The sequence below is a fragment of the Alteromonas sp. MmMcT2-2 genome, from assembly GCF_022348305.1.
GTDB classification, from domain to species: Bacteria; Pseudomonadota; Gammaproteobacteria; order Enterobacterales; family Alteromonadaceae; genus Alteromonas; species Alteromonas macleodii.
The window spans coordinates 65,405-84,327 of record NZ_JAKRFA010000004.1; the positions used below are offsets into that span (position 1 = coordinate 65,405).

The 18,923-nt window shown below is 44.2% G+C and carries 19 protein-coding genes; 9 read left to right on the forward strand and 10 right to left on the reverse strand.

Annotated elements, in window-relative coordinates; translation table 11 throughout:
• Window positions 1-48: 48 nt before the first annotated feature.
• On the reverse strand, window positions 49-219 hold the full coding sequence (locus MHM99_RS04215) for a hypothetical protein (protein WP_014949001.1): 171 nt from the start codon (window positions 217-219) through the stop codon (window positions 49-51).
• Window positions 220-466: 247 nt separating this feature from the next.
• Between MHM99_RS04215 and MHM99_RS04220 the strand changes: the two genes are divergently transcribed.
• The gene (locus tag MHM99_RS04220) at window positions 467-649 is read left to right on the forward strand and encodes a hypothetical protein (protein WP_039216244.1); all 183 of its coding nucleotides are present in this window, start codon (window positions 467-469) and stop codon (window positions 647-649) included.
• A 161-nt stretch (window positions 650-810) separates the two neighbouring features.
• On the opposite strand, the gene MHM99_RS04225 is transcribed toward MHM99_RS04220, so the two are convergent.
• Window positions 811-1,362 (reverse strand): carboxymuconolactone decarboxylase family protein, encoded by a 552-nt coding sequence (locus MHM99_RS04225; protein ID WP_069944045.1) that lies wholly within the window; start codon window positions 1,360-1,362, stop codon window positions 811-813.
• Between the two features lie 149 nt (window positions 1,363-1,511).
• Between MHM99_RS04225 and MHM99_RS04230 the strand changes: the two genes are divergently transcribed.
• A complete protein-coding gene (locus MHM99_RS04230; protein WP_014976138.1) occupies window positions 1,512-2,102 on the forward strand; it encodes a TetR/AcrR family transcriptional regulator in 591 nt (196 codons plus the stop codon).
• A gap of 77 nt (window positions 2,103-2,179) precedes the next feature.
• On the opposite strand, the gene MHM99_RS04235 is transcribed toward MHM99_RS04230, so the two are convergent.
• From MHM99_RS04235 to MHM99_RS04245, 3 genes are all read right to left on the reverse strand, one after another.
• On the reverse strand, window positions 2,180-2,662 hold the full coding sequence (locus tag MHM99_RS04235) for a hypothetical protein (RefSeq protein ID WP_239218290.1): 483 nt from the start codon (window positions 2,660-2,662) through the stop codon (window positions 2,180-2,182).
• An 81-nt stretch (window positions 2,663-2,743) separates the two neighbouring features.
• Window positions 2,744-2,920: a hypothetical protein gene (locus tag MHM99_RS04240; protein WP_014948996.1), complete on the reverse strand. Its 177-nt coding sequence runs from the start codon at window positions 2,918-2,920 to the stop codon at window positions 2,744-2,746.
• Complete coding sequence (locus MHM99_RS04245) at window positions 2,920-4,119, reverse strand: FAD-dependent monooxygenase (RefSeq protein ID WP_239218292.1); 1,200 nt, start codon at window positions 4,117-4,119, stop codon at window positions 2,920-2,922. Before MHM99_RS04245 ends, MHM99_RS04240 begins: the two co-directional genes overlap by 1 nt.
• Before the next feature lie 305 nt (window positions 4,120-4,424).
• Between MHM99_RS04245 and miaB the strand changes: the two genes are divergently transcribed.
• The 6 genes from miaB (at window position 4,425) to MHM99_RS04275 (ending at window position 11,446) form a co-directional block, all read left to right on the forward strand.
• Window positions 4,425-5,858: a tRNA (N6-isopentenyl adenosine(37)-C2)-methylthiotransferase MiaB gene (gene miaB, locus MHM99_RS04250; RefSeq protein ID WP_239218294.1), complete on the forward strand. Its 1,434-nt coding sequence runs from the start codon at window positions 4,425-4,427 to the stop codon at window positions 5,856-5,858.
• A 29-nt stretch (window positions 5,859-5,887) separates the two neighbouring features.
• Window positions 5,888-6,970 (forward strand): PhoH family protein, encoded by a 1,083-nt coding sequence (locus MHM99_RS04255; protein ID WP_039216249.1) that lies wholly within the window; start codon window positions 5,888-5,890, stop codon window positions 6,968-6,970.
• A complete protein-coding gene (ybeY, locus tag MHM99_RS04260) occupies window positions 6,967-7,443 on the forward strand; it encodes an rRNA maturation RNase YbeY (RefSeq protein WP_039225624.1) in 477 nt (158 codons plus the stop codon). Before MHM99_RS04255 ends, ybeY begins: the two co-directional genes overlap by 4 nt.
• Before the next feature lie 116 nt (window positions 7,444-7,559).
• On the forward strand, window positions 7,560-8,417 hold the full coding sequence (gene corC, locus MHM99_RS04265) for a CNNM family magnesium/cobalt transport protein CorC (RefSeq protein ID WP_014948991.1): 858 nt from the start codon (window positions 7,560-7,562) through the stop codon (window positions 8,415-8,417).
• 106 nt (window positions 8,418-8,523) lie between these two features.
• The gene (lnt, locus tag MHM99_RS04270) at window positions 8,524-10,029 is read left to right on the forward strand and encodes an apolipoprotein N-acyltransferase (RefSeq protein WP_049586782.1); all 1,506 of its coding nucleotides are present in this window, start codon (window positions 8,524-8,526) and stop codon (window positions 10,027-10,029) included.
• Window positions 10,030-10,147: 118 nt separating this feature from the next.
• The gene (locus MHM99_RS04275; protein WP_039230292.1) at window positions 10,148-11,446 is read left to right on the forward strand and encodes an amidohydrolase family protein; all 1,299 of its coding nucleotides are present in this window, start codon (window positions 10,148-10,150) and stop codon (window positions 11,444-11,446) included.
• Between the two features lie 216 nt (window positions 11,447-11,662).
• On the opposite strand, the gene pta is transcribed toward MHM99_RS04275, so the two are convergent.
• Both pta and MHM99_RS04285 read right to left on the reverse strand, forming a co-directional pair.
• Window positions 11,663-13,804, reverse strand: coding sequence for a phosphate acetyltransferase (gene pta / locus MHM99_RS04280; protein ID WP_168462755.1), 2,142 nt, complete (start codon window positions 13,802-13,804; stop codon window positions 11,663-11,665).
• 44 nt (window positions 13,805-13,848) lie between these two features.
• A complete protein-coding gene (locus MHM99_RS04285) occupies window positions 13,849-15,030 on the reverse strand; it encodes an acetate kinase (RefSeq protein ID WP_168462756.1) in 1,182 nt (393 codons plus the stop codon).
• A gap of 389 nt (window positions 15,031-15,419) precedes the next feature.
• On the opposite strand from MHM99_RS04285, the gene MHM99_RS04290 reads away from it, so the two are divergent.
• Window positions 15,420-15,869, forward strand: a complete 450-nt coding sequence (locus tag MHM99_RS04290) for an Hsp20 family protein (RefSeq protein ID WP_014976128.1) — start codon at window positions 15,420-15,422, stop codon at window positions 15,867-15,869.
• Window positions 15,870-15,970: 101 nt separating this feature from the next.
• On the opposite strand, the gene MHM99_RS04295 is transcribed toward MHM99_RS04290, so the two are convergent.
• The 3 genes from MHM99_RS04295 to MHM99_RS04305 all read right to left on the reverse strand — a co-directional run bounded on the left by MHM99_RS04295 (window position 15,971) and on the right by MHM99_RS04305 (window position 18,855).
• A complete protein-coding gene (locus MHM99_RS04295) occupies window positions 15,971-16,363 on the reverse strand; it encodes a DUF3224 domain-containing protein (RefSeq protein ID WP_014948986.1) in 393 nt (130 codons plus the stop codon).
• A gap of 91 nt (window positions 16,364-16,454) precedes the next feature.
• Window positions 16,455-16,994 carry an NUDIX hydrolase gene (locus MHM99_RS04300; protein WP_168462757.1) on the reverse strand — a complete coding sequence of 180 codons (540 nt, stop codon included), beginning with the start codon at window positions 16,992-16,994 and terminating at the stop codon, window positions 16,455-16,457.
• A 10-nt stretch (window positions 16,995-17,004) separates the two neighbouring features.
• Window positions 17,005-18,855 (reverse strand): hypothetical protein, encoded by a 1,851-nt coding sequence (locus MHM99_RS04305; protein ID WP_239218296.1) that lies wholly within the window; start codon window positions 18,853-18,855, stop codon window positions 17,005-17,007.
• Window positions 18,856-18,923 lie beyond the last annotated feature (68 nt).

The following is an 18,923-nucleotide window of genomic DNA, read 5'->3' on the forward strand; positions in this document are numbered from 1 at the left end:
TCTTTATTTGTAGTGTTCGCTTCACTCACATAACGTTTAGCAAAGCCGCTATTGATCGCCGTGTTTGGCAATAAATTCTCGAATAAAGTGTCTAACTTCACGAGCAGCAGAAGTGTCTAGGTCTTCGCATAACGCGATAAACTGAGCACGCTCTTCGTCGTTGATTCGAATAATCATCTGACTATTCTTTTTCTTCTTTTTATTGTTTTTTTCAGACACCTTAAATCCTTGCAAATACCAATACGTGCAGTATGTCGTTCAATGAGATTCTGCAAGTACTACCACATTATTCGAATTTTAAATGTATATCCTATGTATATACATTTCAAGGTATTTTGAACTTTTCACCCTTATTTTTCATAAAAGCATAATGCTAGCGTCACATTAGTGACTTCAGGCTAAGCCAAAGTAATCCCAATAAAAATGGAAACAACGAACTTACGTAAAATTAAAAGTGAAGTAGACCATGACACAAGCACAATCTATAACTCACCTATCGTGTTTCATCGAAGCAGTGGCTATCGCGAAACAAAATAAATGCAGTAATTGCGACGATTTGAAAACACTGTTGCAGCAAAAGGGATACGAAGAGTTAGTTGCAATGGAAACCGTAGAAGAATTAAGCCCGCAGCTGCCCTTAGCGTCTTAATAGTCGTATTTTGAATAGGAATAGAAAAATGCTGTTTGCGCTTTTTATCTACACACTGTGTAGCCTACTGCTATTCAGTTTTTGCGAGATTGCTCGCAAGCGTTTAAGCCAGAAACAAAAAACGGAAGCCTTGCTTCCGTTTTAAAAGAGCTATCAAATGATTATTTAGGCGACCAATCAAATTTTTTGAAAGGTTCGTCAACAGGCGTATCGGCCAAATGATTGGTATAATTACTCATCACTTTTTGCGCCAATATAAGTATGATTTCTAACAATTGCTGATGCTTGTATCCAGCACTGTAAAATGCGTCAAGCTGCGCATTATCAACATTACCTCGCCCGCGAGTTAAAGCCAGCACAGTTTCTTTAAGCGTATTCAATTTGCTGTCAGACAGTGTTTCATCGTTTCGCAACTCTTCAATTAGGTCATCGCGCACTTTCATACTCTTCGCAATACCCGTATGCGCTGGAACGCAGTAATGACATGCGTGCTCTACATTCACTGCCTGCCAAACCACCGTTAACTCTTCTGCATTGAACGATGTTTCTTGCGCTAGTTTATGCAGCACTTGATAGCCTTCAAGCAAAGTCGGCGCTTCTGCCATTACTGCATGTAGATTTGGAATCATTCCAAATGCTGCTTGCGAATTATCAAGTAAAGGCTTTGCTGCTTCTGGCGCACTCTCTTTCGTGTGTAAAGTAAAATCGCTCATGTCACTCTCCTATTGATGTGATCCAAAACTGCAAGCAACGCTTTGCGCTACTCACAACTCGTATGCCAATAATAATAGGTTTACTTGAACGATCGTTCAAGTGATAATTGAACATATGTTCAAAATATTCACGTATAAGGTATGCAGCGGTGAAATATGACCACGATGAGATTATAGAAAAAGCCACTACGCTTTTTTGGCAACGAGGCTTTCAGGCGGCTGGCATGCGTGATATTCAGCAGGCATTGGATATGCGTCCGGGTAGTATTTATGCGCGTTTTCAAAGCAAAGAAGGTTTATTCAAACTTGTTGTTGAGCATTATGCAGACAACAGTGCAAAACGTTTAAAGCAAGTCACAGAAGCTCAATCACCTTTAGATGCTCTTTACCACTTTTTTGAAACAGCATTAACTGGCCCCGACGAGCAACGCTACATGCGCCAGTGCTTGCTGGTTAAGTCTATTGCAGAATTAGAACTCATTGGTGATATTGCCAAAAAAGCTGTACTTGAGAGCATGCAAACCCTTAAGGCTGGTTTTAGAAATATTATTGAAGCCTGTATCGAAAAAGGTGAGCTGCCTGAACATACGCCAACGTCAACAGCCGCAGAGTGGCTTCAAAATCAGTTCGTTGGCTTACGAGCGTTTGCCTTACTGCAAGACGATAATCAAACAACTATTAAGATGATAGACAAAGTCATTATCGATTTGAAAGGACAATGGCCACAACAAACACATTAATGTAGATGAAGGCTTACAAAAACTGACGCAGTGCATTTCATGAAAATTGCCGTGAAACCAGTTGGATGAGCCCTGGTTTACTTAACTAAGCGGCTCGGAATGAACCGATTAAACCAAGTGGAAAAACCATTTTTGTCCGTTTTCAGATTAACGTAGGCTCGCTTTACCTCAACCCACTGTTCCTGGTCAACAGTCACTTTACCATCAGCAAACGGTACATATAGCTGATCGCCTTCAAAGTGGGTTCTAAATTCTAAGTAAAAGTCGCCGTGTAACTCCTCAAGTAAGGCATCGGACTCGCCCAATCCGTTGGGGAGGAAGTAATGAAACCGAGTGAGAATAAGGCTTCCTTCAGCACTTAACTGGTAACTGCCTGCATAGCCATCCCAGCAGGCAGACATCACCTCAACCTTTTCAGGGTCAGGTTTACTCTTCAACTGATAAAAGTGTTTTTCGCCTTCGTCTGCTGGATGCCCTTGCCAAATATAATAAAGGCTATAGCCTTTTAGATTAACCCACGGACATTGATTGGAGAACCCTTGCGAAAATTGTACGGTCATTCCTTTGAACCTTTGAAAAAGTGAATTGATTTGAGTTCGGCAAGTGGCTAGATTTTGTGACTTTTTAAACCTAAGCAGCAGCTAAGAGAACAGTAACCGCAACAACTGGGCGATAAGCAAAATCCCCATTAAGGGCCAAATCCACTTAGCCCATTTCGCAGCATCCTCATTACTGATTCGCATTTTAGAGCGTTCTATTAGCGGTATAATCAATGCTAGCGCACCAAATAACACCGCCAGTAAAATTAACACTTCCATTATCGTAACCCTATCGCATATTTGAGCACTTCTTGTTTAGCAGGCTCTATGCGCTGCGCCACAGAAAGAAGCTGGTTTCTTATCCATTTTATGGGGGCAACGTCATTGCTAAACAAGGTATAAAACCCATCCATTGTAGTCATCATCACCAAATTATCTCGCTTTCGTGGCTTTTCATAATTGCTGATAAGCCTTTGAGAAAATACTTTATCGGTTAGCGACAATGCGTTGTCGCTACCGAATGGCTTGAATTCAGTACACACAGAAAGAAAGGTTTCTACATCTTTAAAACCTAAATTAACACCCTGTCCGGCAAGCGGATTAATAGTGTGTGCTGCATCACCAACTAACGCACAACAGCCTTTCACATAGTGATTGGCATGAGAACGGGTAAGCGGAAAAATCGCTTTATCAATAACCGAAAAGCGATTGCCATTTCTGGTCAATTCATCGGGAAACGTTTTAAGAATTTCACTTTCAAGTTGGCTCGCTTTTAAACTTTTAATCCGTCTGAGTTCGTCAGGCGAGTCATACCAAACCAGCGAAGCGAAGTTATCAAACATAGGTAAAAAGGCTTTAGGGCCACTCGATGTAAACTGCTGCCAGGTTACAGGTTCAACGGCGTTCTCCATCTTTATAGTGATCCCCATCGCCTGCTGCGCATATTGCCAACCTGTGGTGCCAATGCCCGCCGCCTTTCTTACCTGAGAGTTTGCACCATCTGCGCCAACAAGCCAGCTCGCTTCAATGGTTCTGCCATTCGAAAGGCTGACCTTAGCCGTATTCGTTAATTGAATATCTTGCACCGTTTGTCCGGTAATGAGCTCTACATTGTCAAACTGCTTTAATGCGTGGTGGCACCCCAGCTGCAACAATCGGTTTTCCACAAAAAAGCCTAGCTGGGGCATGTCGATACTTTGTGCGGTAAAGTCTGTTCGATGGGCTGGGTCGTCCCACACGCTAAGGCCTGTGTAAGGTTTAACACGCATGGCGGCTATGTGCTCCCAAGCACCAAGGGCTTTTAACAGCGTTACCGATGCTTCGCTGATGGCTGAAACCCTTAAGTCGGGCCCCTTCTCAGCGTTAAAAGGTGCTGGTAGATACGGCTCTATCACTGCTACCTTAAACTGCTGCTGAGCAAGTCCCAACGCAAGTGCAGCACCTACCATACCGCCGCCATTTATACAAAAATCGACCATTTACTCTCCTTAAAACACGCACTTGCATTATGTCTTAAAACACAAAGCGCTGTGAAGTAAAACGTAGAACTGGCTTGCCCTAGATCAATTCTTAACGAATCGTCTCAAGATACTGGGAATATGCTTGCATAACAGGTAAAATATGCGGCTATTTTGAACATCTTCCTGTAACTGACATTATCAGTGTTTTTTACGTGGTGATTTAAGCGCCTTACGTAAAATAACATTCTGGCAGCCACCTTTTCTAAACAACGGTGAAACTGCTCTCACTTACAGGAACACTAACAGGTTATCGAATAGTTGTTATGACTAAAAAGCTGTATATCAAAACCTGGGGCTGCCAAATGAACGAGTACGACTCGGAGAAAATGGCAGACTTACTAGACTCAACGCATGGCTACAGTGCTGCAGAAAGTGCTGAAGAAGCCGATGTTATTTTGCTTAACACATGCTCAATTCGTGAAAAAGCACAGGAAAAGGTGTTCCACCAGCTGGGACGTTGGAAAACACTTAAGCAAGATAAACCTGAACTTATTATCGGTGTGGGCGGCTGTGTAGCCTCTCAAGAGGGCGATACTATTCGTCAGCGCGCGCCTTTCGTAGACTTAGTATTTGGTCCACAAACACTGCACCGCTTGCCTGAAATGATCAATCAGCTTCAGGGCGGCGCAAAGTCAGTCATTGACGTTAGCTTCCCGGAAATTGAAAAATTTGACCGTTTGCCTGAACCACGTGCTGAAGGTCCAACGGCGTTCGTTTCAATCATGGAAGGCTGTTCAAAATACTGCACATTCTGTGTTGTGCCTTACACCCGCGGTGAAGAAGTAAGCCGCCCTGTTGACGACGTGTTGCTTGAAATCGCTCAGCTTGCAGGTCAAGGCGTGCGTGAAGTAAATCTTCTAGGTCAAAACGTTAACGCGTATCGCGGTGAAAATTACGACGGTACAATTTGTCGTTTCTCTGAGCTGCTTGAATTGGTAGCGGCCATAGACGGTATCGACAGAATTCGTTACACCACCTCACACCCGGTTGAATTTACTGATGACATTATAGAAGCATACGCGTCTATTCCGGAGTTAGTAGACCACCTACACTTGCCTGTTCAAAGCGGCTCTGACCGTATATTGAACTTGATGAAGCGTGGCCATACAGCAATCGAATACAAGTCTAAAATGCGTAAGCTGAAGAAAATTCGCCCGAACATTAGTTTGTCGAGTGACTTCATTATTGGTTTCCCAGGTGAAACAGGTGCCGACTTTGAAGCCACCATGGATTTGATTCAGGCAGTCGATTACGACCTTAGCTTCAGCTTTATTTACAGTGCTCGCCCGGGTACGCCTGCTGCCGACGCAGTAGATGACGTAAGTGAAGAAACTAAGAAGCAACGTCTTCACCTACTACAGCAGCGTATTACGCAACAGGCTCTTCGTATTGCTCGTCACATGGTTGGTACAGAGCAGCGAATATTGGTTGAAGGTCCGTCAAAGAAAAACCCAATGGAGCTTTCGGGACGTACTGAAAATAACCGTGTAGTGAACTTCGAAGGCACACCAGACATGATTGGCGAATTCGTTGATGTAAACATCACTGACGTATTCACTAACTCATTACGTGGTGAAGTTGTGCGCAGAGAGAGCGAAATGGGCTTGCGTGTTGCCGTTTCGCCCCAATCTATCATGGCAAAGCATCAGGCAGATTTGCCCGATGAGCTTGGCGTGGGTCAATTTAACCCAGCCTAAATACATTTTATAGCGAGGAAAAAAGTAGCTTGAGTACATTGGTTAGTAACGAATTTGAATTAGAACCGGCAGATAGCAAACGTTTGTCGAGTTTATGTGGCCCCTTTGATGACAACATTAAACAAATTGAGCGCAGGTTAGGGGTAGAAATTACCTACCGAAATAACGCATTCAAGGTGTTGGGTGAACCGCAGCAAATAAAAAGTGCCAGCGAATTACTTAAGCTTCTTTATATAGAAACTCAGCCTATTAAGGGCCGTATTCCCGAGCTAGAAGCAGAACAAGTTCATCTTGCCATTCAAGAAGCCCGCGTTATTGAAAAAGACGCAACAGGCGGCTATGGCAAAGAAGTCAATATTAAGACCAAGCGCGGTGTGATTAAGCCGCGTAACCCTAACCAAGCGCAATATGTGGCGAACATTGTAAACCACGATATTACTTTTGGTATTGGACCTGCCGGTACGGGTAAAACCTACCTAGCGGTCGCTGCTGCTGTGGACGCGCTTGAGCGACAAGAAATTCGCCGTATCTTGCTTACCCGCCCGGCGGTAGAAGCGGGTGAAAAGCTCGGTTTCTTACCCGGCGACCTTTCACAAAAAGTTGACCCGTACCTTCGTCCGCTTTACGACGCCCTATTTGAAATGTTGGGCTTCGAGAAAGTAGAAAAGCTTATGGAACGCAACGTCATTGAAGTTGCACCGCTGGCCTATATGCGCGGTCGAACGCTGAACGATGCCTTTATTATCCTGGATGAAAGTCAAAACACCACGGTAGAGCAAATGAAAATGTTCTTAACCCGTATTGGCTTCAATTCAAAAGCGGTGATCACCGGTGACATCACGCAGGTAGACTTACCTCGCGGTGCAAAATCAGGTCTTCGTCATGCTATTGAAGTGTTAAGTGAAGTGGATGACATTTCTTTCAACTTCTTTAACGCTGAAGACGTGGTCCGCCACCCTGTGGTTGCGCGCATCGTAAGAGCCTATGAAGTGCACGATGCTGAACAAGAGCGTCTTCGCAAAGCACGTAAAGAAGAAGCGTTGCGACTTCAACGTGAACAGGCTTCTCAAGACGATAATGCCACGCAAACGAAAGACGACAACGCATCGTGAGTGCCATTATTGATGTACAGCAAGCGTTTGAAGGTGACGAGGCCATTTTGTCGGCCATTCCCTCACCTTCGGAACTTGAGCTTTGGGCTAACGCCGTGCTCAATTACGAAGGGTTAGCTGAGCAAGAAGTGACCATTCGCTTTACTGACGAAGCCGAAAGTCAAAGCCTTAACCATGAATACCGAGGAAAAGATAAACCCACAAATGTTTTATCTTTTCCGTTTGAAGCGCCTCCAGGTATAGAAATAAACCTTTTAGGCGACCTGGTTATTTGTGCCCCCGTTATTAGTCGAGAAGCCGAAGAACAGCATAAAGACGTAAGCAACCACTACGCGCACATGACTGTTCACGGGCTATTGCATTTAATGGGTTACGACCATATTGACGATGCGGAAGCTGAGGAAATGGAAAGCAAGGAAATTGATATTCTTGCGCACCTTGGCATTGCTAATCCTTACGAATCTATTGATTAACAATTCAATATAAATCATTGTTAGTTAAGTACTTTAACACTTAATAACAATAAAACATTGACGACCAGCGAGAACCATTTTAACGTTGGCGTTGAACTAACAATTAAACGGACATTATGAGCGACGATAATCCTCACTCTACCAACGGCTCATCAGGCAAGAGTTGGTTAGATAAACTAAAAAATTCAATTTCTGGCGAGCCGAGAAGTAAAGAAGAGTTAGTATCGGTTATTACTGATGCTGAACAGAACGAAATCATAGACCCACAAACCCGCGAAATGATTGAAGGGGTTATTGGGGTAAATGAAATGCGAGTAAGGGATATCATGATCCCTCGCGCTCAAATGACCACCATCGATGTAGAGCAAAAGGTAGAAGAGTTTTTACCTGTAATGCTTGAATCTGCTCACTCCCGTTTCCCCGTTATCAGCGAAGATAAAGACCACATCGAAGGTATCCTGTTAGCAAAAGATCTTTTGGCTTTTGCATTTAACGCGGAAAAAGAATTTAACCTTCGCGATATTCTTCGCCCTGCGGTTATTGTTCCAGAAAGCAAACGCGTGGACGTTCTGCTTAAAGAGTTCCGTCAGCAACGCTACCACATGGCCATTGTTGTAGACGAATATGGCGGTGTGTCTGGTCTAGTCACGATTGAAGATATCCTTGAAATTATCGTGGGTGAAATTGAAGACGAATACGATACAGAAGAAGATGGTACCGATGATATTCGCCCGTTAAATAAATCAACATACTCCGTTAAAGCCTTAACGCCGGTTGACGATTTTAACGAGTTTTTTGAAACCAAGTTTAGCGAAGAAGAAGCCGACACTATTGGCGGTATTGTGCTGAAAGCGTTTGGTCATATGCCTGAAACCAATGACGAAATCACCATTGGCGACATTCAATTTAAAGTGACTAACTCTGATAAGCGCCGACTTATCCAACTTAAGGTTTCAGTGCCTTCACTCGAATAGTGAAGTAACGCGAACTACGCCTGTTTCAGCATAGGGCAGCATGATTTTATTCGTGCTCACCCTATGTTGACGTAACAACTCTATTAACCACGATCAGATGACTCCTATGCTGAAACGGTTTACTCCCCACCTTCTTCTTTTACTAAGTGGTGCAAGCTTAACCCTTGCTTTTGCTCCCTTTAACATGTGGCTTTTAACTATTCCTGCGCTTGCACTTGCTATACGTCAGGTGATAAAGCTCAAACATCGCCCATTTTTAGCCGGATGGCTGTTCGGTGCGGGATGGTTTGGAGCGGGTATAAGCTGGGTTCATGTGAGTATTGCCGACTTTGGCGGGCTTCCCATTGCGGCATCTATTGGCATTATGGCGTTGCTATGTGGCTACTTATCGCTTTATCCTGCGCTTGCCACCAAGTTAACCGCCAAGTTCTTCTCTCCCCACTTGTGGCCAATGGTGTTACCTCTTTTCTGGGTTGCGGCTGAGTGGTTACGAAGCTGGATGCTAACCGGCTTTCCATGGTTATCTTTAGGGTATAGTCAACTAGAGAGCCCTCTTTCAGGCTTTGCGCCAATCATCGGAGAAACGGGAATAAGCGCTCTTATCGTTATCAGCGCTACGCTATTTGCGTTGATACACAATAAGCGAACTTTCGCCAACGCAGTGCTAGTGGCGCTGTGCTTATTTACCAGTGGCTACCTTCTTAAACAACATACTTGGGTTGCCCCCCAAAAAACCTACTCAGTAGGCATGGCTCAAGGCAACATCGCGCAAAGTCTGCGATGGGTGCCAGAGCAAGATGGTCCAACCATGGACACCTACTGGAAATTAACTGAAAGCTTGTGGGACAACGACCTCATCATTTGGCCTGAAGCCGCGGTTCCAAAGCTTGAGCCATTAGCCCAACCTTATCTTGCTAAAGTTAACGAAAGAGCCTTTCAAGAAAACACGGCACTTATTACGGGTATTGTTAATTACAACTGGGAAACTGATGAAGCGTGGAACAACCTAATTGTGCTAGGTAAACGTACGCCAGATGCCGCTTATCCCGACTATCAATATTTCCACAATAACCGATTTTCGAAACATCATCTATTGCCCGTAGGCGAATTCGTACCTTTTGAAGACTGGCTTCGCCCGCTCGCTCCCCTATTCGATTTACCTATGTCATCATTCTCTCGCGGTGACTATCAACAGGCAAACCTTGAAGCTAACGGCATTCACCTAGCCCCCGCTATCTGTTTTGAAATTGCGTTTCCTCATCAAGTGATGGCAAATGTATATGAAAATACCGACATGATCATAACCGTGAGTAATGATGCGTGGTTTGGTCACTCACATGGGCCTGCTCAGCATTTGCAGATAGCGCAAATGCGCGCCCTTGAGTTAGGCCGCCCTGTCGTTAGAGCGACAAATAATGGCATTACGGCTTTTATAGACCACAGAGGCGAAATAACTGCTCGGCTACCTCAATTCATGTCAGGTAATATTTCGGCGCCAGTTGTCGCAACCAGAGGGTTTACACCGTATTACCATCTTCAAGAGCTAGGTGTTTGGTTTATAGTTATTTTGCTGTTTGTTTGTGCGTTACTTCTTAGACGAAGACAGAGATAATCTGTACAAGTTAAAGGTACCGACACAATAGTCATTCAATAATAATACTAACTCGATGTAGGACATGTTGAACTTGTTTTTTTGCAAAGTTCAATGTGTGCTAATTAAGGAAATACTTGTGAACTGGGTTTCTCTTTTTTCAAAAAAACTACTCACCTTTTCTATCACTGCCATTGTTTGCTCTACTGCTGTTTTCGCAGAGACAACGGTAATTACTGCAGATCGCATGATTGACGTTGCTAACGGGAAAGTCGTCAAACAGGCGGCTGTTATTGTAACGGACAATATAATTACTGCATCTGGTCGTCTTAAAGACCTGACAGTTCCAAACGAAGCAACACGTATTGATTTAGGCAATGCCACGCTAATGCCTGGGTTAATGGATATGCACGTACACTTAACCAGTGATGCAACTCGACACGGGTACAAGCGTTTAGAAGTATCACTCCCCCGCGCGGCTATTACTGGCGTTAAACACGCTAAAGCAACGTTAGATGCAGGTTTTACCACTGTGCGTAATGTGGGTGCACCTGGTTTTGCTGATGTTGCGTTAAGAGATGCCATCAACGCGGGCGACGTAGTGGGACCGCGCATGTTTGTAGCTGGGCCAAGCCTAGGCGTAACTGGCGGCCATTGTGACAGCAATCTTTTGCCCTATGAGTATGACAATTATAGCGAAGGTGTAGCCGATGGCCCGTGGGAAGTACGCAAAAAAGTACGTCGAAATATTAAGTACGGCGCTACCGTGATCAAATTCTGCGCTACAGGTGGCGTTTTGTCTAAAGGCACAAAAGTAGGTGCACAGCAATACACATTCGAAGAAATGAAAGCCCTCATTGATGAGGCCCATTTGCGTGGTTTGACAGTAGCGACTCATGCTCATGGCACTAATGGCATTAAAGCAGCCATTAAAGCGGGTGTAGATTCAGTAGAACACGTAAGTTTGCTTGATGACGAAGCGATAGATTTAGCGAAAAAGAACGGTACTTACTTCTCTATGGATATTTACGTAACTGAATATATTCTGGGTGAAGGAGAGAAAGCCGGTATTCTAGAAGAAAGCCTGAATAAAGAGCGTATTGTTGGTAAAACTCAGCGCGAAAACTTTGAGAAGGCAGTTAAAGCTGGTGTAAATATGGTATTTGGTTCCGATGCCGGGGTTTACCCTCACGGTGATAATCCTAAGCAGTTTGCCCGGATGGTGAAGTTCGGTATGACCCCCATTCAGGCTATTCAAGCTGCTACTATTAACCCTGCCCGCTTACTGAAACAAGAAGCTACCCTTGGAAGTTTGGAAAAAGGTAAGCTGGCAGATATCGTCGCAGTGCCCGGCAACCCACTAGATGATATGAGCCTTATGGAAAAAGTGGGCTTTGTTATGAAAGATGGACAAATTGTGAAGCAGTACGCGATGTGATGAATGGCCGCTAAAGGAAAATCTTTAGCTTGTAGTTCATAGATTGCAGCTTGCTGCACGGAGCATAGCAGAGGATAGTCGCTACGCAAGGTTAATAGCTTAGCAATACATCACACTGCATCAGACTAAGAAATAAAAAACGGCGCTAACTTCACTTGAAGTAGCGCCGTTTTTGTTAGCAGCAACTACCTTACAACAGATAGGTAGTCTACCCTGTTAAACGTTACCTGCCGCCTGAATAGCAGTAAGTGCTATGGTAAATACAATATCGTCAACCAATGCACCGCGACTTAAATCGTTAACGGGCTTTCGCATGCCTTGCAGCATTGGGCCAATACACACTAGATCGAAGCTACGCTGTACCGCTTTGTAAGTGGTATTTCCGGTATTGAGGTCAGGAAAAACAAACACGTTTGCCTTACCAGCAACAGGGCTATTTGGTGCCTTGCTCTTGCCCACACTTTCGATAGCCGCTGCATCGTATTGAAGTGGACCATCAATAAGTAAATCAGGGCGAAGGCTTTGCGCAATTTTGGTCGCTTCTCTCACCTTTTCTACATCGCTTCCTGCTCCTGACGAACCAGTGCTGTAGCTAATCATCGCAACCCGCGGTTCAATGCCAAACATTTGTGCAGATTCCGCAGATTGAATAGCAATATCAGCGAGCTGTTGAGCGTTGGGATCTGGGTTAATTGCACAGTCGCCGTAAACCAAAACTTGGTCAGGCAACAGCATAAAGAATACTGACGACACCAAAGACGCGTTTTCAGCGGTCTTTATTAACTGGAGCGCTGGGCGAATAGTGTTCGCAGTTGTATTTACTGCACCTGACACTAATCCATCCACGTCATCTTGCTGAAGCATCATCGTGCCCAGAGTTACGTTATCTTCTAACAACTCTTGGGCAACCACTTCCGTCACACCTTTATGGCCGCGTAGCGCCACTAAGCTCTCAACATAGTCTTTTTTAATGGCCGACGGCGAGAGAATTTCAACGCCTTCGCTCAGTACAACACCTTGCTGTTCTGCTACCCGTCTAATCTCAGTTTCATCGCCTAGCAATACAGGACGAGCAAGACCCCGTTTGGCACAAATAGAGGCCGCCACCACGGTTCTTGGCTCGTTTCCTTCAGGAAGCACAATGCGTTTATTTACCTGCCTTGCACGGTTTGTTAGGTAAAAACGAAACGCTGATGGAGAGAGTTTTTTCTGGCGCGACACTTTTTGGGTAAGTGAATTTACCCAACTTGCGTCTAAACTTTCCGCAGTGTGAACCATCACCTTTTCAATGCGTTTACTGTCATCTACAGGTACTTCCTGATTAAAAGCGTGAAGTGCTTGTGCTGTTTGCCACGTATTGGAATTTACCAGCATAACCGGTAAGCCCGTTTCCATGGCCTGGCTACACAACGCCATAATGTTTTCATCCGGCTGATAGCCGCCGGTAAGCAAGAGCGCGCCTAGCTTTGTGCCGTTTAATGCAGCTAAACAGCACGACACAAAAACATCGCCGCGATCACCCGACATTACAAGTAGCGCCCCCGGCTTTAAGGTGTGCGTCATGTTGTGAATTTCTCGCGCGCAAAACGTGACACTACTTAAACGCCGCTCAGCCAGCTCACCTTCGTTTAACAAGCTAGCGTTAAGATGCTTCGCTACGTCGGTGGCGCGAGGAGATACTAAATCAGCGCTCCAGTCAATTGTGCCAAGTAGACTCAAGCCCTTTTTGAAAATAGGCAAATCACGTAACGCTTGGGATCGCTCTTCGTCGTGCTCAGGGGCTTCTATTGCGCCAATATCAGCGCGTAAGCGACCATGTTCATCAAAAGGCGCGTTAACCTTATTGAAGATACAGCCCACTACTTTTTGACTTTTGTGACCGCCATAGGTGTCTACAACGATTTCGAGGCGATGATTGATATCCGTGGTCGACTCATTTCCCGGCACAGCCACGAAAACGATGTCGGCATCAAGTGCCCGACTAATTTCTAAATTCAGGCGTTCTGCATAAGGATGATGGCGAGTTGTCACCAATCCTTCAATAACAGTAACAGCCTCTTGAACACTGCTTTCTTCAAACCGCTCGATGATCTCCTCTAAGAGTTCATCGGTACTGTCGTTACTGATCATTCGCTCTACGTATTCAAGCTCGAAAGGCGTGATGGGAGACACACTGGCATGGTGCGCAATAATTGCTGTAGAGCGCTCTTCGCCGTTATCGCCTTTGCGCGGCTGTGCAACGGGCTTAAAGAAATTGAGCTTTATGCCTTGTTCCTCGATAGCACGAACAAGGCCCATGCTGACCGTAGTTAGGCCAACACTTGTGCCTACGGGGATCAACATAATTCTGCGAGACATAGTTACTCCTGCTTTTGCTAACGCGTTGGCGTTGCTTATATAATTTACGCGAAGGTTGCAGCTTCTGCGGCTATCACCCATTCTTCATTTGTAGGCACAACATAAACTGCCGTTGATGCGGTATCAGCGGTAATCTTTCCACCTTGACCAAATCGCGCGTCGGCATTTCTTTGCTCATCTAAGCTAATTCCAAAGTGGGCGAAATACCCCATAGTTGTCTCACGAATAAGCGATGAGTTCTCCCCTATTCCGCCTGTAAATACAATAGCGTCTAACGTGGGCACGGCTACCATATAACCCGCGATGTATTTAGCTAAGCGATAGCAAAAAATTTCAATGGCCAATAATGCACCTTCGTGACCTTCAAGCGCCGCATCTTCAAGGGTTCGACAGTCGTTACTCAGCTCTGAGATACCAAGTAATCCAGACTGTTTGTTCAGTAAATCACTTATCTCATCTACGGTTTTGCCAAGCTTCTTCTGCAGCGTTCCCGGTAGACTCGGATCTAAGTCGCCACAGCGAGTGCCCATAACTAAGCCTTCAAGAGGAATAAAGCCAAGGCTTGTGTCTACCGCCACACCTTTTTCTATAGCCGACACACTGCAGCCATTGCCTAGGTGGGCACTGATAATGCTGGTATCTGAAACCGGCTTCTCAAAAATTTTTGCCATGCTATCAAGTATGAACTTGTGACTGGTTCCATGGAATCCGTAGCGTCTTATGCCGTGCTCGCGATAAAGCGACATGGGTAAAGCATAAATAAAGGCTTTTTGGGGTAAGGTTTGAAAGAAAGAAGTATCAAATACGACTACGTGAGGCAGGTCAGGGTAAGCCTCTTGCGCCGTGACGATCCCCTTTAGGTTCGCCATATTATGAAGCGGAGCCATGCTTGCATAATCTTCAATTGCTTTTAGTACGCTATCATCGACAAGTGCAGCCTGCTTAAACTTTTCACCACCATGAACAACACGATGCCCTATTGCGATAGGCTTAACGCCCGTACTAGCGATAACTTCTGAAATTGCGCTTAACGCTTCGGTATGGCCAGCTTTTTCAGGTAGTGCGCGTTTTTCTTTCTTGCCGTTTAACTTGTAAGACAAACTAGCATCACTATTACCTAGTGCTTCAGCAATACCAGACAGTCCAGCCTCTCCAGTGTCAGCGTCAATTATCGCGAACTTTACGGACGAACTGCCGCAATTTAAAACTATAACTTCTTTCTTCATTTTTTAAATTTACAAATAAAAGTGGTAAGACATTTTGCTTAACCAAATTGTAGCATTTATAAACAACCGGATTGGTTAAACAATTGCTAAATGTTTTATAAAAAACATCGCATACACTTATTGTATGTGAGGTTTTTTCTCAATATTTATTGAAAAGCATGCGATTTATTTCATGCCGTAAAAAAAGAAACAAATAAAACCAATAAATACATACACTTAAAATTAAATCCAAGTTTTTTGGAAAAAATATGCATTTTCTTTCTTGAAAAGTATTTGGACCATTCCTATATCTGATTTGTCGGCGCTGAAAGGTCAGGTCGACAAAACCGCCGCCGCAGAGTCGGGGCATTTAAACTTTTAACATATTGCTTAATTTTGAGGATATGACTATGCGTACTATCGATCTATCTCCACTTTACCGTTCATTCATTGGTTCTGATCACCTAGCGTCATTAATTGATGCAGCATCTCGTGCTGAGAAGCAAAGTACCTACCCGCCGTATAACATAGAGTTACTTGGCGATGACAAGTATCGTGTAACCATGGCTATCGCCGGCTTTAGTAAAGACGACGTTTCTATTCAGGTTGAAGAAAACACGTTGACGATTACGGGCACGAAGAAAACGGAAGCGGACGATAAAGAAAGCAAAGAGCGTAAGTTCTTACACAAGGGCATTTCAGAGCGTAACTTTGAGCGTAAATTCCAACTTGGCGACCATGTAAAAGTGCTAGCTGCAGATATGGAAAACGGTCTGTTACACATCGATATGGAGCGAGTCATTCCTGAAGCCAAGAAGCCTCGTCAAATAGAGATTGGTTCTCGTTTAATTGAAAATTAATAGTTAGTTTCTTGGTTTGTTTCCCAACTTTTAGCGGCGCCTTTCGGCGCCGTTTTTTTTGGGCTTAAAAAAATCGCTTTTCGTTGCCACTTACCCATTACTCAAGCGTTGTCGATTTCAATGGCGTAATCAGCTTTACCCGATTCACCAGACTTAAAGTTACCTCGAAGGTTTTTTCCCGTCAGTTCACCTGTAGCAGACCCTTCAATTGATATAAATTCGCTGCTTGCAACTCCATTCTCAAACTTACCGGCATGCTGAAAAGTAACCGTGCCGCGCATACCGTTTACTACACCAACGAAGGTTTCAAACCCGGTAAATTTGGCAGACATCTGAGATTGATAAGACATCAAAAACTCGACATTAGATTCGCCACTCATTTCACCAGAATACACCTGCTTAATACTAGCGTGAGATACCTTAATTCCCTCTGATCTTTCACTAAGTGTGTCTTCGTCCCATTGAGTAATGGAAAAGCTTCCTTTGAACGCCATAAATATCTCTTTATAAATGGTTTTTAGTTATAAACTGTAAACCCTAGCTTCTCAGAAAGAAAAAAACAGTCAGCAAATTGTAACAGGGTGTTTAGATAATCCCCTTAAGCATGGCTAACCCCACTGCGTTACAGGTGCTTGCGTCCTTGATTTCTCCACGTTTTATTTTCTCCTTTAACTCATTTAAGGGGAGTGAAACAACGCGCAAGTCTTCTTCCTCAACATCGAGTTTTTGTGCGCCTTGGGTGAGGCCTTTAGCTACATAAATGTGATAACCCTGATTACAAAAACCGTATGCTAAATATTGAAAACCCACATATTCCATTGAATCTGCAGTTAAGCCAGTCTCTTCTTTAAGTTCACCTTTCGCCAATTCAACAGGGTCGACATCAGGGTTACTTTCCCATGCACCTTGAGGCAACTCAAGCTGGCGCTCTTTTATGGTATAGCGATATTGCTCAACCATGTAAACCGTATCGCCTTCTATCGGCAAAATAATAGCGAAGTCAGGCTTTTCCACCACGCCGTAAATGCCTTCGTTTCCACTGCTGCGTTGTATTTTGTCTTCTCTTACGCGAAGCCATTTGTTTTCGTACACAACTTTTGTATCTAGTGTTTTAATATCAGCCATGCCTCACTCCTCACTCACTGTCTTTTTCGTTTCGAAGAAAACCTGCACTTTCTTCCGTCTCTTTAAGTGTTAGGCGATCGTCAGGGTTTTTATTAAACGCTCGGGTTTGTTGATTAACTTGATGAATGGTACTTGCATTGGCTAAGTCTGATTCATTAGTGATTGAAGCGATGGTCTCTCTACCGCGTAAGAATGCTTTAATTTCGTCGACGATTTCCTTCAATTCTCCGTCGTTTTTGTTCATTCCCATTACAAAGCGCGGGGCTTCCAGATTGTTCATACCGCTAGTGGCGAATATAGAAGTGTTAATTCGGCTAGTAATGATCCACGGTGTGATACTGCTTCTAACTACGACATTTTCAGACCGTGTAGAATCGTGAATTGCCATACCTGTTGAAACTCTAGACTCGGTATACGTGCCTTCGGTTTTCATGTACATCAGCAAAGAGTTAAAGTTCAGCTCGCCCCAAAACATGTGAGACGCGTTATTTAAAATACTTCCTGCCGCTCTGAAAGTAAGCCAAGCGAATATCAGCATGAGCAAATTATTGACCATAGAAAAAGCATTATTCAACAGTGCGCTGTTATCTACACCGATATTGATAACCAGATGTAGTAGCTCAGCGAGCTGTACGCCAGATGAGTAAAACAATACCGCGGCAACAACGACGGCAACTTGCGCAATGGCGCTCAGCGCTACTTTAGCCCCTTTGGGTAATGCTACCCCCTCACTGAGGGTTGGCTGAGTTTCTATCAGTAATTCCCCTTCAAAACTACCCTTCCCTTCAGCCTGCTCTTTAAGCTTAGGAACAAAATCGGCGTATATTCTGTTTGGGACTTCCTTGTAACGACGGTTGGCAAGCACGATGTTTTCTATATTGATAAAAATCTCATTGGGATGAACAGACTCTTGCATGTTTGCTCGAAATTCGCTGACGTCAGTTTGTGGTGTCACTAAATCCATGCGCTTTTTAAGTAATGGAAATACAAGACCTATCACCACGCCGATACTGATGAAAAGGTATACAAAGTTCAGCCAAGCGCTAAAAAAAGCGTGTTCTTCAGACCAGGTTTTAAGTTCATTGATATTACTTCCCACCACACCATCGAGAAACACACCCGCAACAAGAGGAACGACTAGTGCTAATCCAATGATTACACCAATTGACAACCCTCCCGCTTTAGCAAGTTGCGAGTTTCCTTCGTTATGGATGCCCTTTGCCGTAGAGGTCCAGTTGGCAACAAAATAGATAAGCAATACCAAAGAAAGAACAGGCATAACGACAATTTTTGCGACTTCACCTGCAAAGCCATTACTTACTAAAAAATAGACGATGGCGTAGGTAACTAAGCCCACGATAAGTGTCGCCCCCATGGCTAAAATTTCTTGGGCAAGATGGCGTAGCGGGTAAGGTAAGAAAACAAGCTTAGGAAAAACGCTGTGAACTAGCCGAGCGAGCCAGCCTTTTGGCTCCTCGAAGGTAGTATTTCGTCTTCCCATAAGCATAGAGTGCAGTGACTCTTTTGAGTAAAGCAGAGATTTTTGCTCTGCCTGAGCAGCATCTTGTTCAGATTTTGAGAAGTTGTAGGCCAGTGAAGTGGGGACCGTTCTACCTACAAAAAAGCGCATAAGTTGGAGGATACCAACCGCCGTATGGCGTATTCCCGATACCACTAAAACAAAACCCACCGCTAGCAAGGTATAGCCTTTCACCTTGTTGGCTTCAAATATCGCAGGTACGGTGAAAACAACGTAAACCGCTAACAATAGCGTTAAGACACCACCCAGTGTTCTAAGCGCTCCTTCTGTCTTAAACGGGTTCTTTATCCCTAGCGTCTGAGAACCAAAATCATAAGCCATGCTGCATCCTTTCGAAAAAAAGGAAAAATCATACTTAGAGTAAGATGATTGAGCAATGATTACTTACG

Excerpts from the sequence above, each read along its gene's own strand:
- MHM99_RS04220 (WP_039216244.1), top strand. The coding sequence starts at position 467 with ATGACACAAGCACAATCTATAACTCACCTATCGTGTTTCATCGAAGCA.
- MHM99_RS04225 (WP_069944045.1), bottom strand. The coding sequence starts at position 1,362 with ATGAGCGATTTTACTTTACACACGAAAGAGAGTGCGCCAGAAGCAGCA.
- MHM99_RS04235 (WP_239218290.1), bottom strand. The coding sequence starts at position 2,662 with ATGACCGTACAATTTTCGCAAGGGTTCTCCAATCAATGTCCGTGGGTT.
- MHM99_RS04240 (WP_014948996.1), bottom strand. The coding sequence starts at position 2,920 with ATGGAAGTGTTAATTTTACTGGCGGTGTTATTTGGTGCGCTAGCATTG.
- MHM99_RS04245 (WP_239218292.1), bottom strand. The coding sequence starts at position 4,119 with ATGGTCGATTTTTGTATAAATGGCGGCGGTATGGTAGGTGCTGCACTT.
- miaB (WP_239218294.1), top strand. The coding sequence starts at position 4,425 with ATGACTAAAAAGCTGTATATCAAAACCTGGGGCTGCCAAATGAACGAG.
- corC (WP_014948991.1), top strand. The coding sequence starts at position 7,560 with ATGAGCGACGATAATCCTCACTCTACCAACGGCTCATCAGGCAAGAGT.
- lnt (WP_049586782.1), top strand. The coding sequence starts at position 8,524 with ATGCTGAAACGGTTTACTCCCCACCTTCTTCTTTTACTAAGTGGTGCA.
- pta (WP_168462755.1), bottom strand. The coding sequence starts at position 13,804 with ATGTCTCGCAGAATTATGTTGATCCCCGTAGGCACAAGTGTTGGCCTA.
- MHM99_RS04285 (WP_168462756.1), bottom strand. The coding sequence starts at position 15,030 with ATGAAGAAAGAAGTTATAGTTTTAAATTGCGGCAGTTCGTCCGTAAAG.
- MHM99_RS04290 (WP_014976128.1), top strand. The coding sequence starts at position 15,420 with ATGCGTACTATCGATCTATCTCCACTTTACCGTTCATTCATTGGTTCT.
- MHM99_RS04295 (WP_014948986.1), bottom strand. The coding sequence starts at position 16,363 with ATGGCGTTCAAAGGAAGCTTTTCCATTACTCAATGGGACGAAGACACA.
- MHM99_RS04300 (WP_168462757.1), bottom strand. The coding sequence starts at position 16,994 with ATGGCTGATATTAAAACACTAGATACAAAAGTTGTGTACGAAAACAAA.
- MHM99_RS04305 (WP_239218296.1), bottom strand. The coding sequence starts at position 18,855 with ATGGCTTATGATTTTGGTTCTCAGACGCTAGGGATAAAGAACCCGTTT.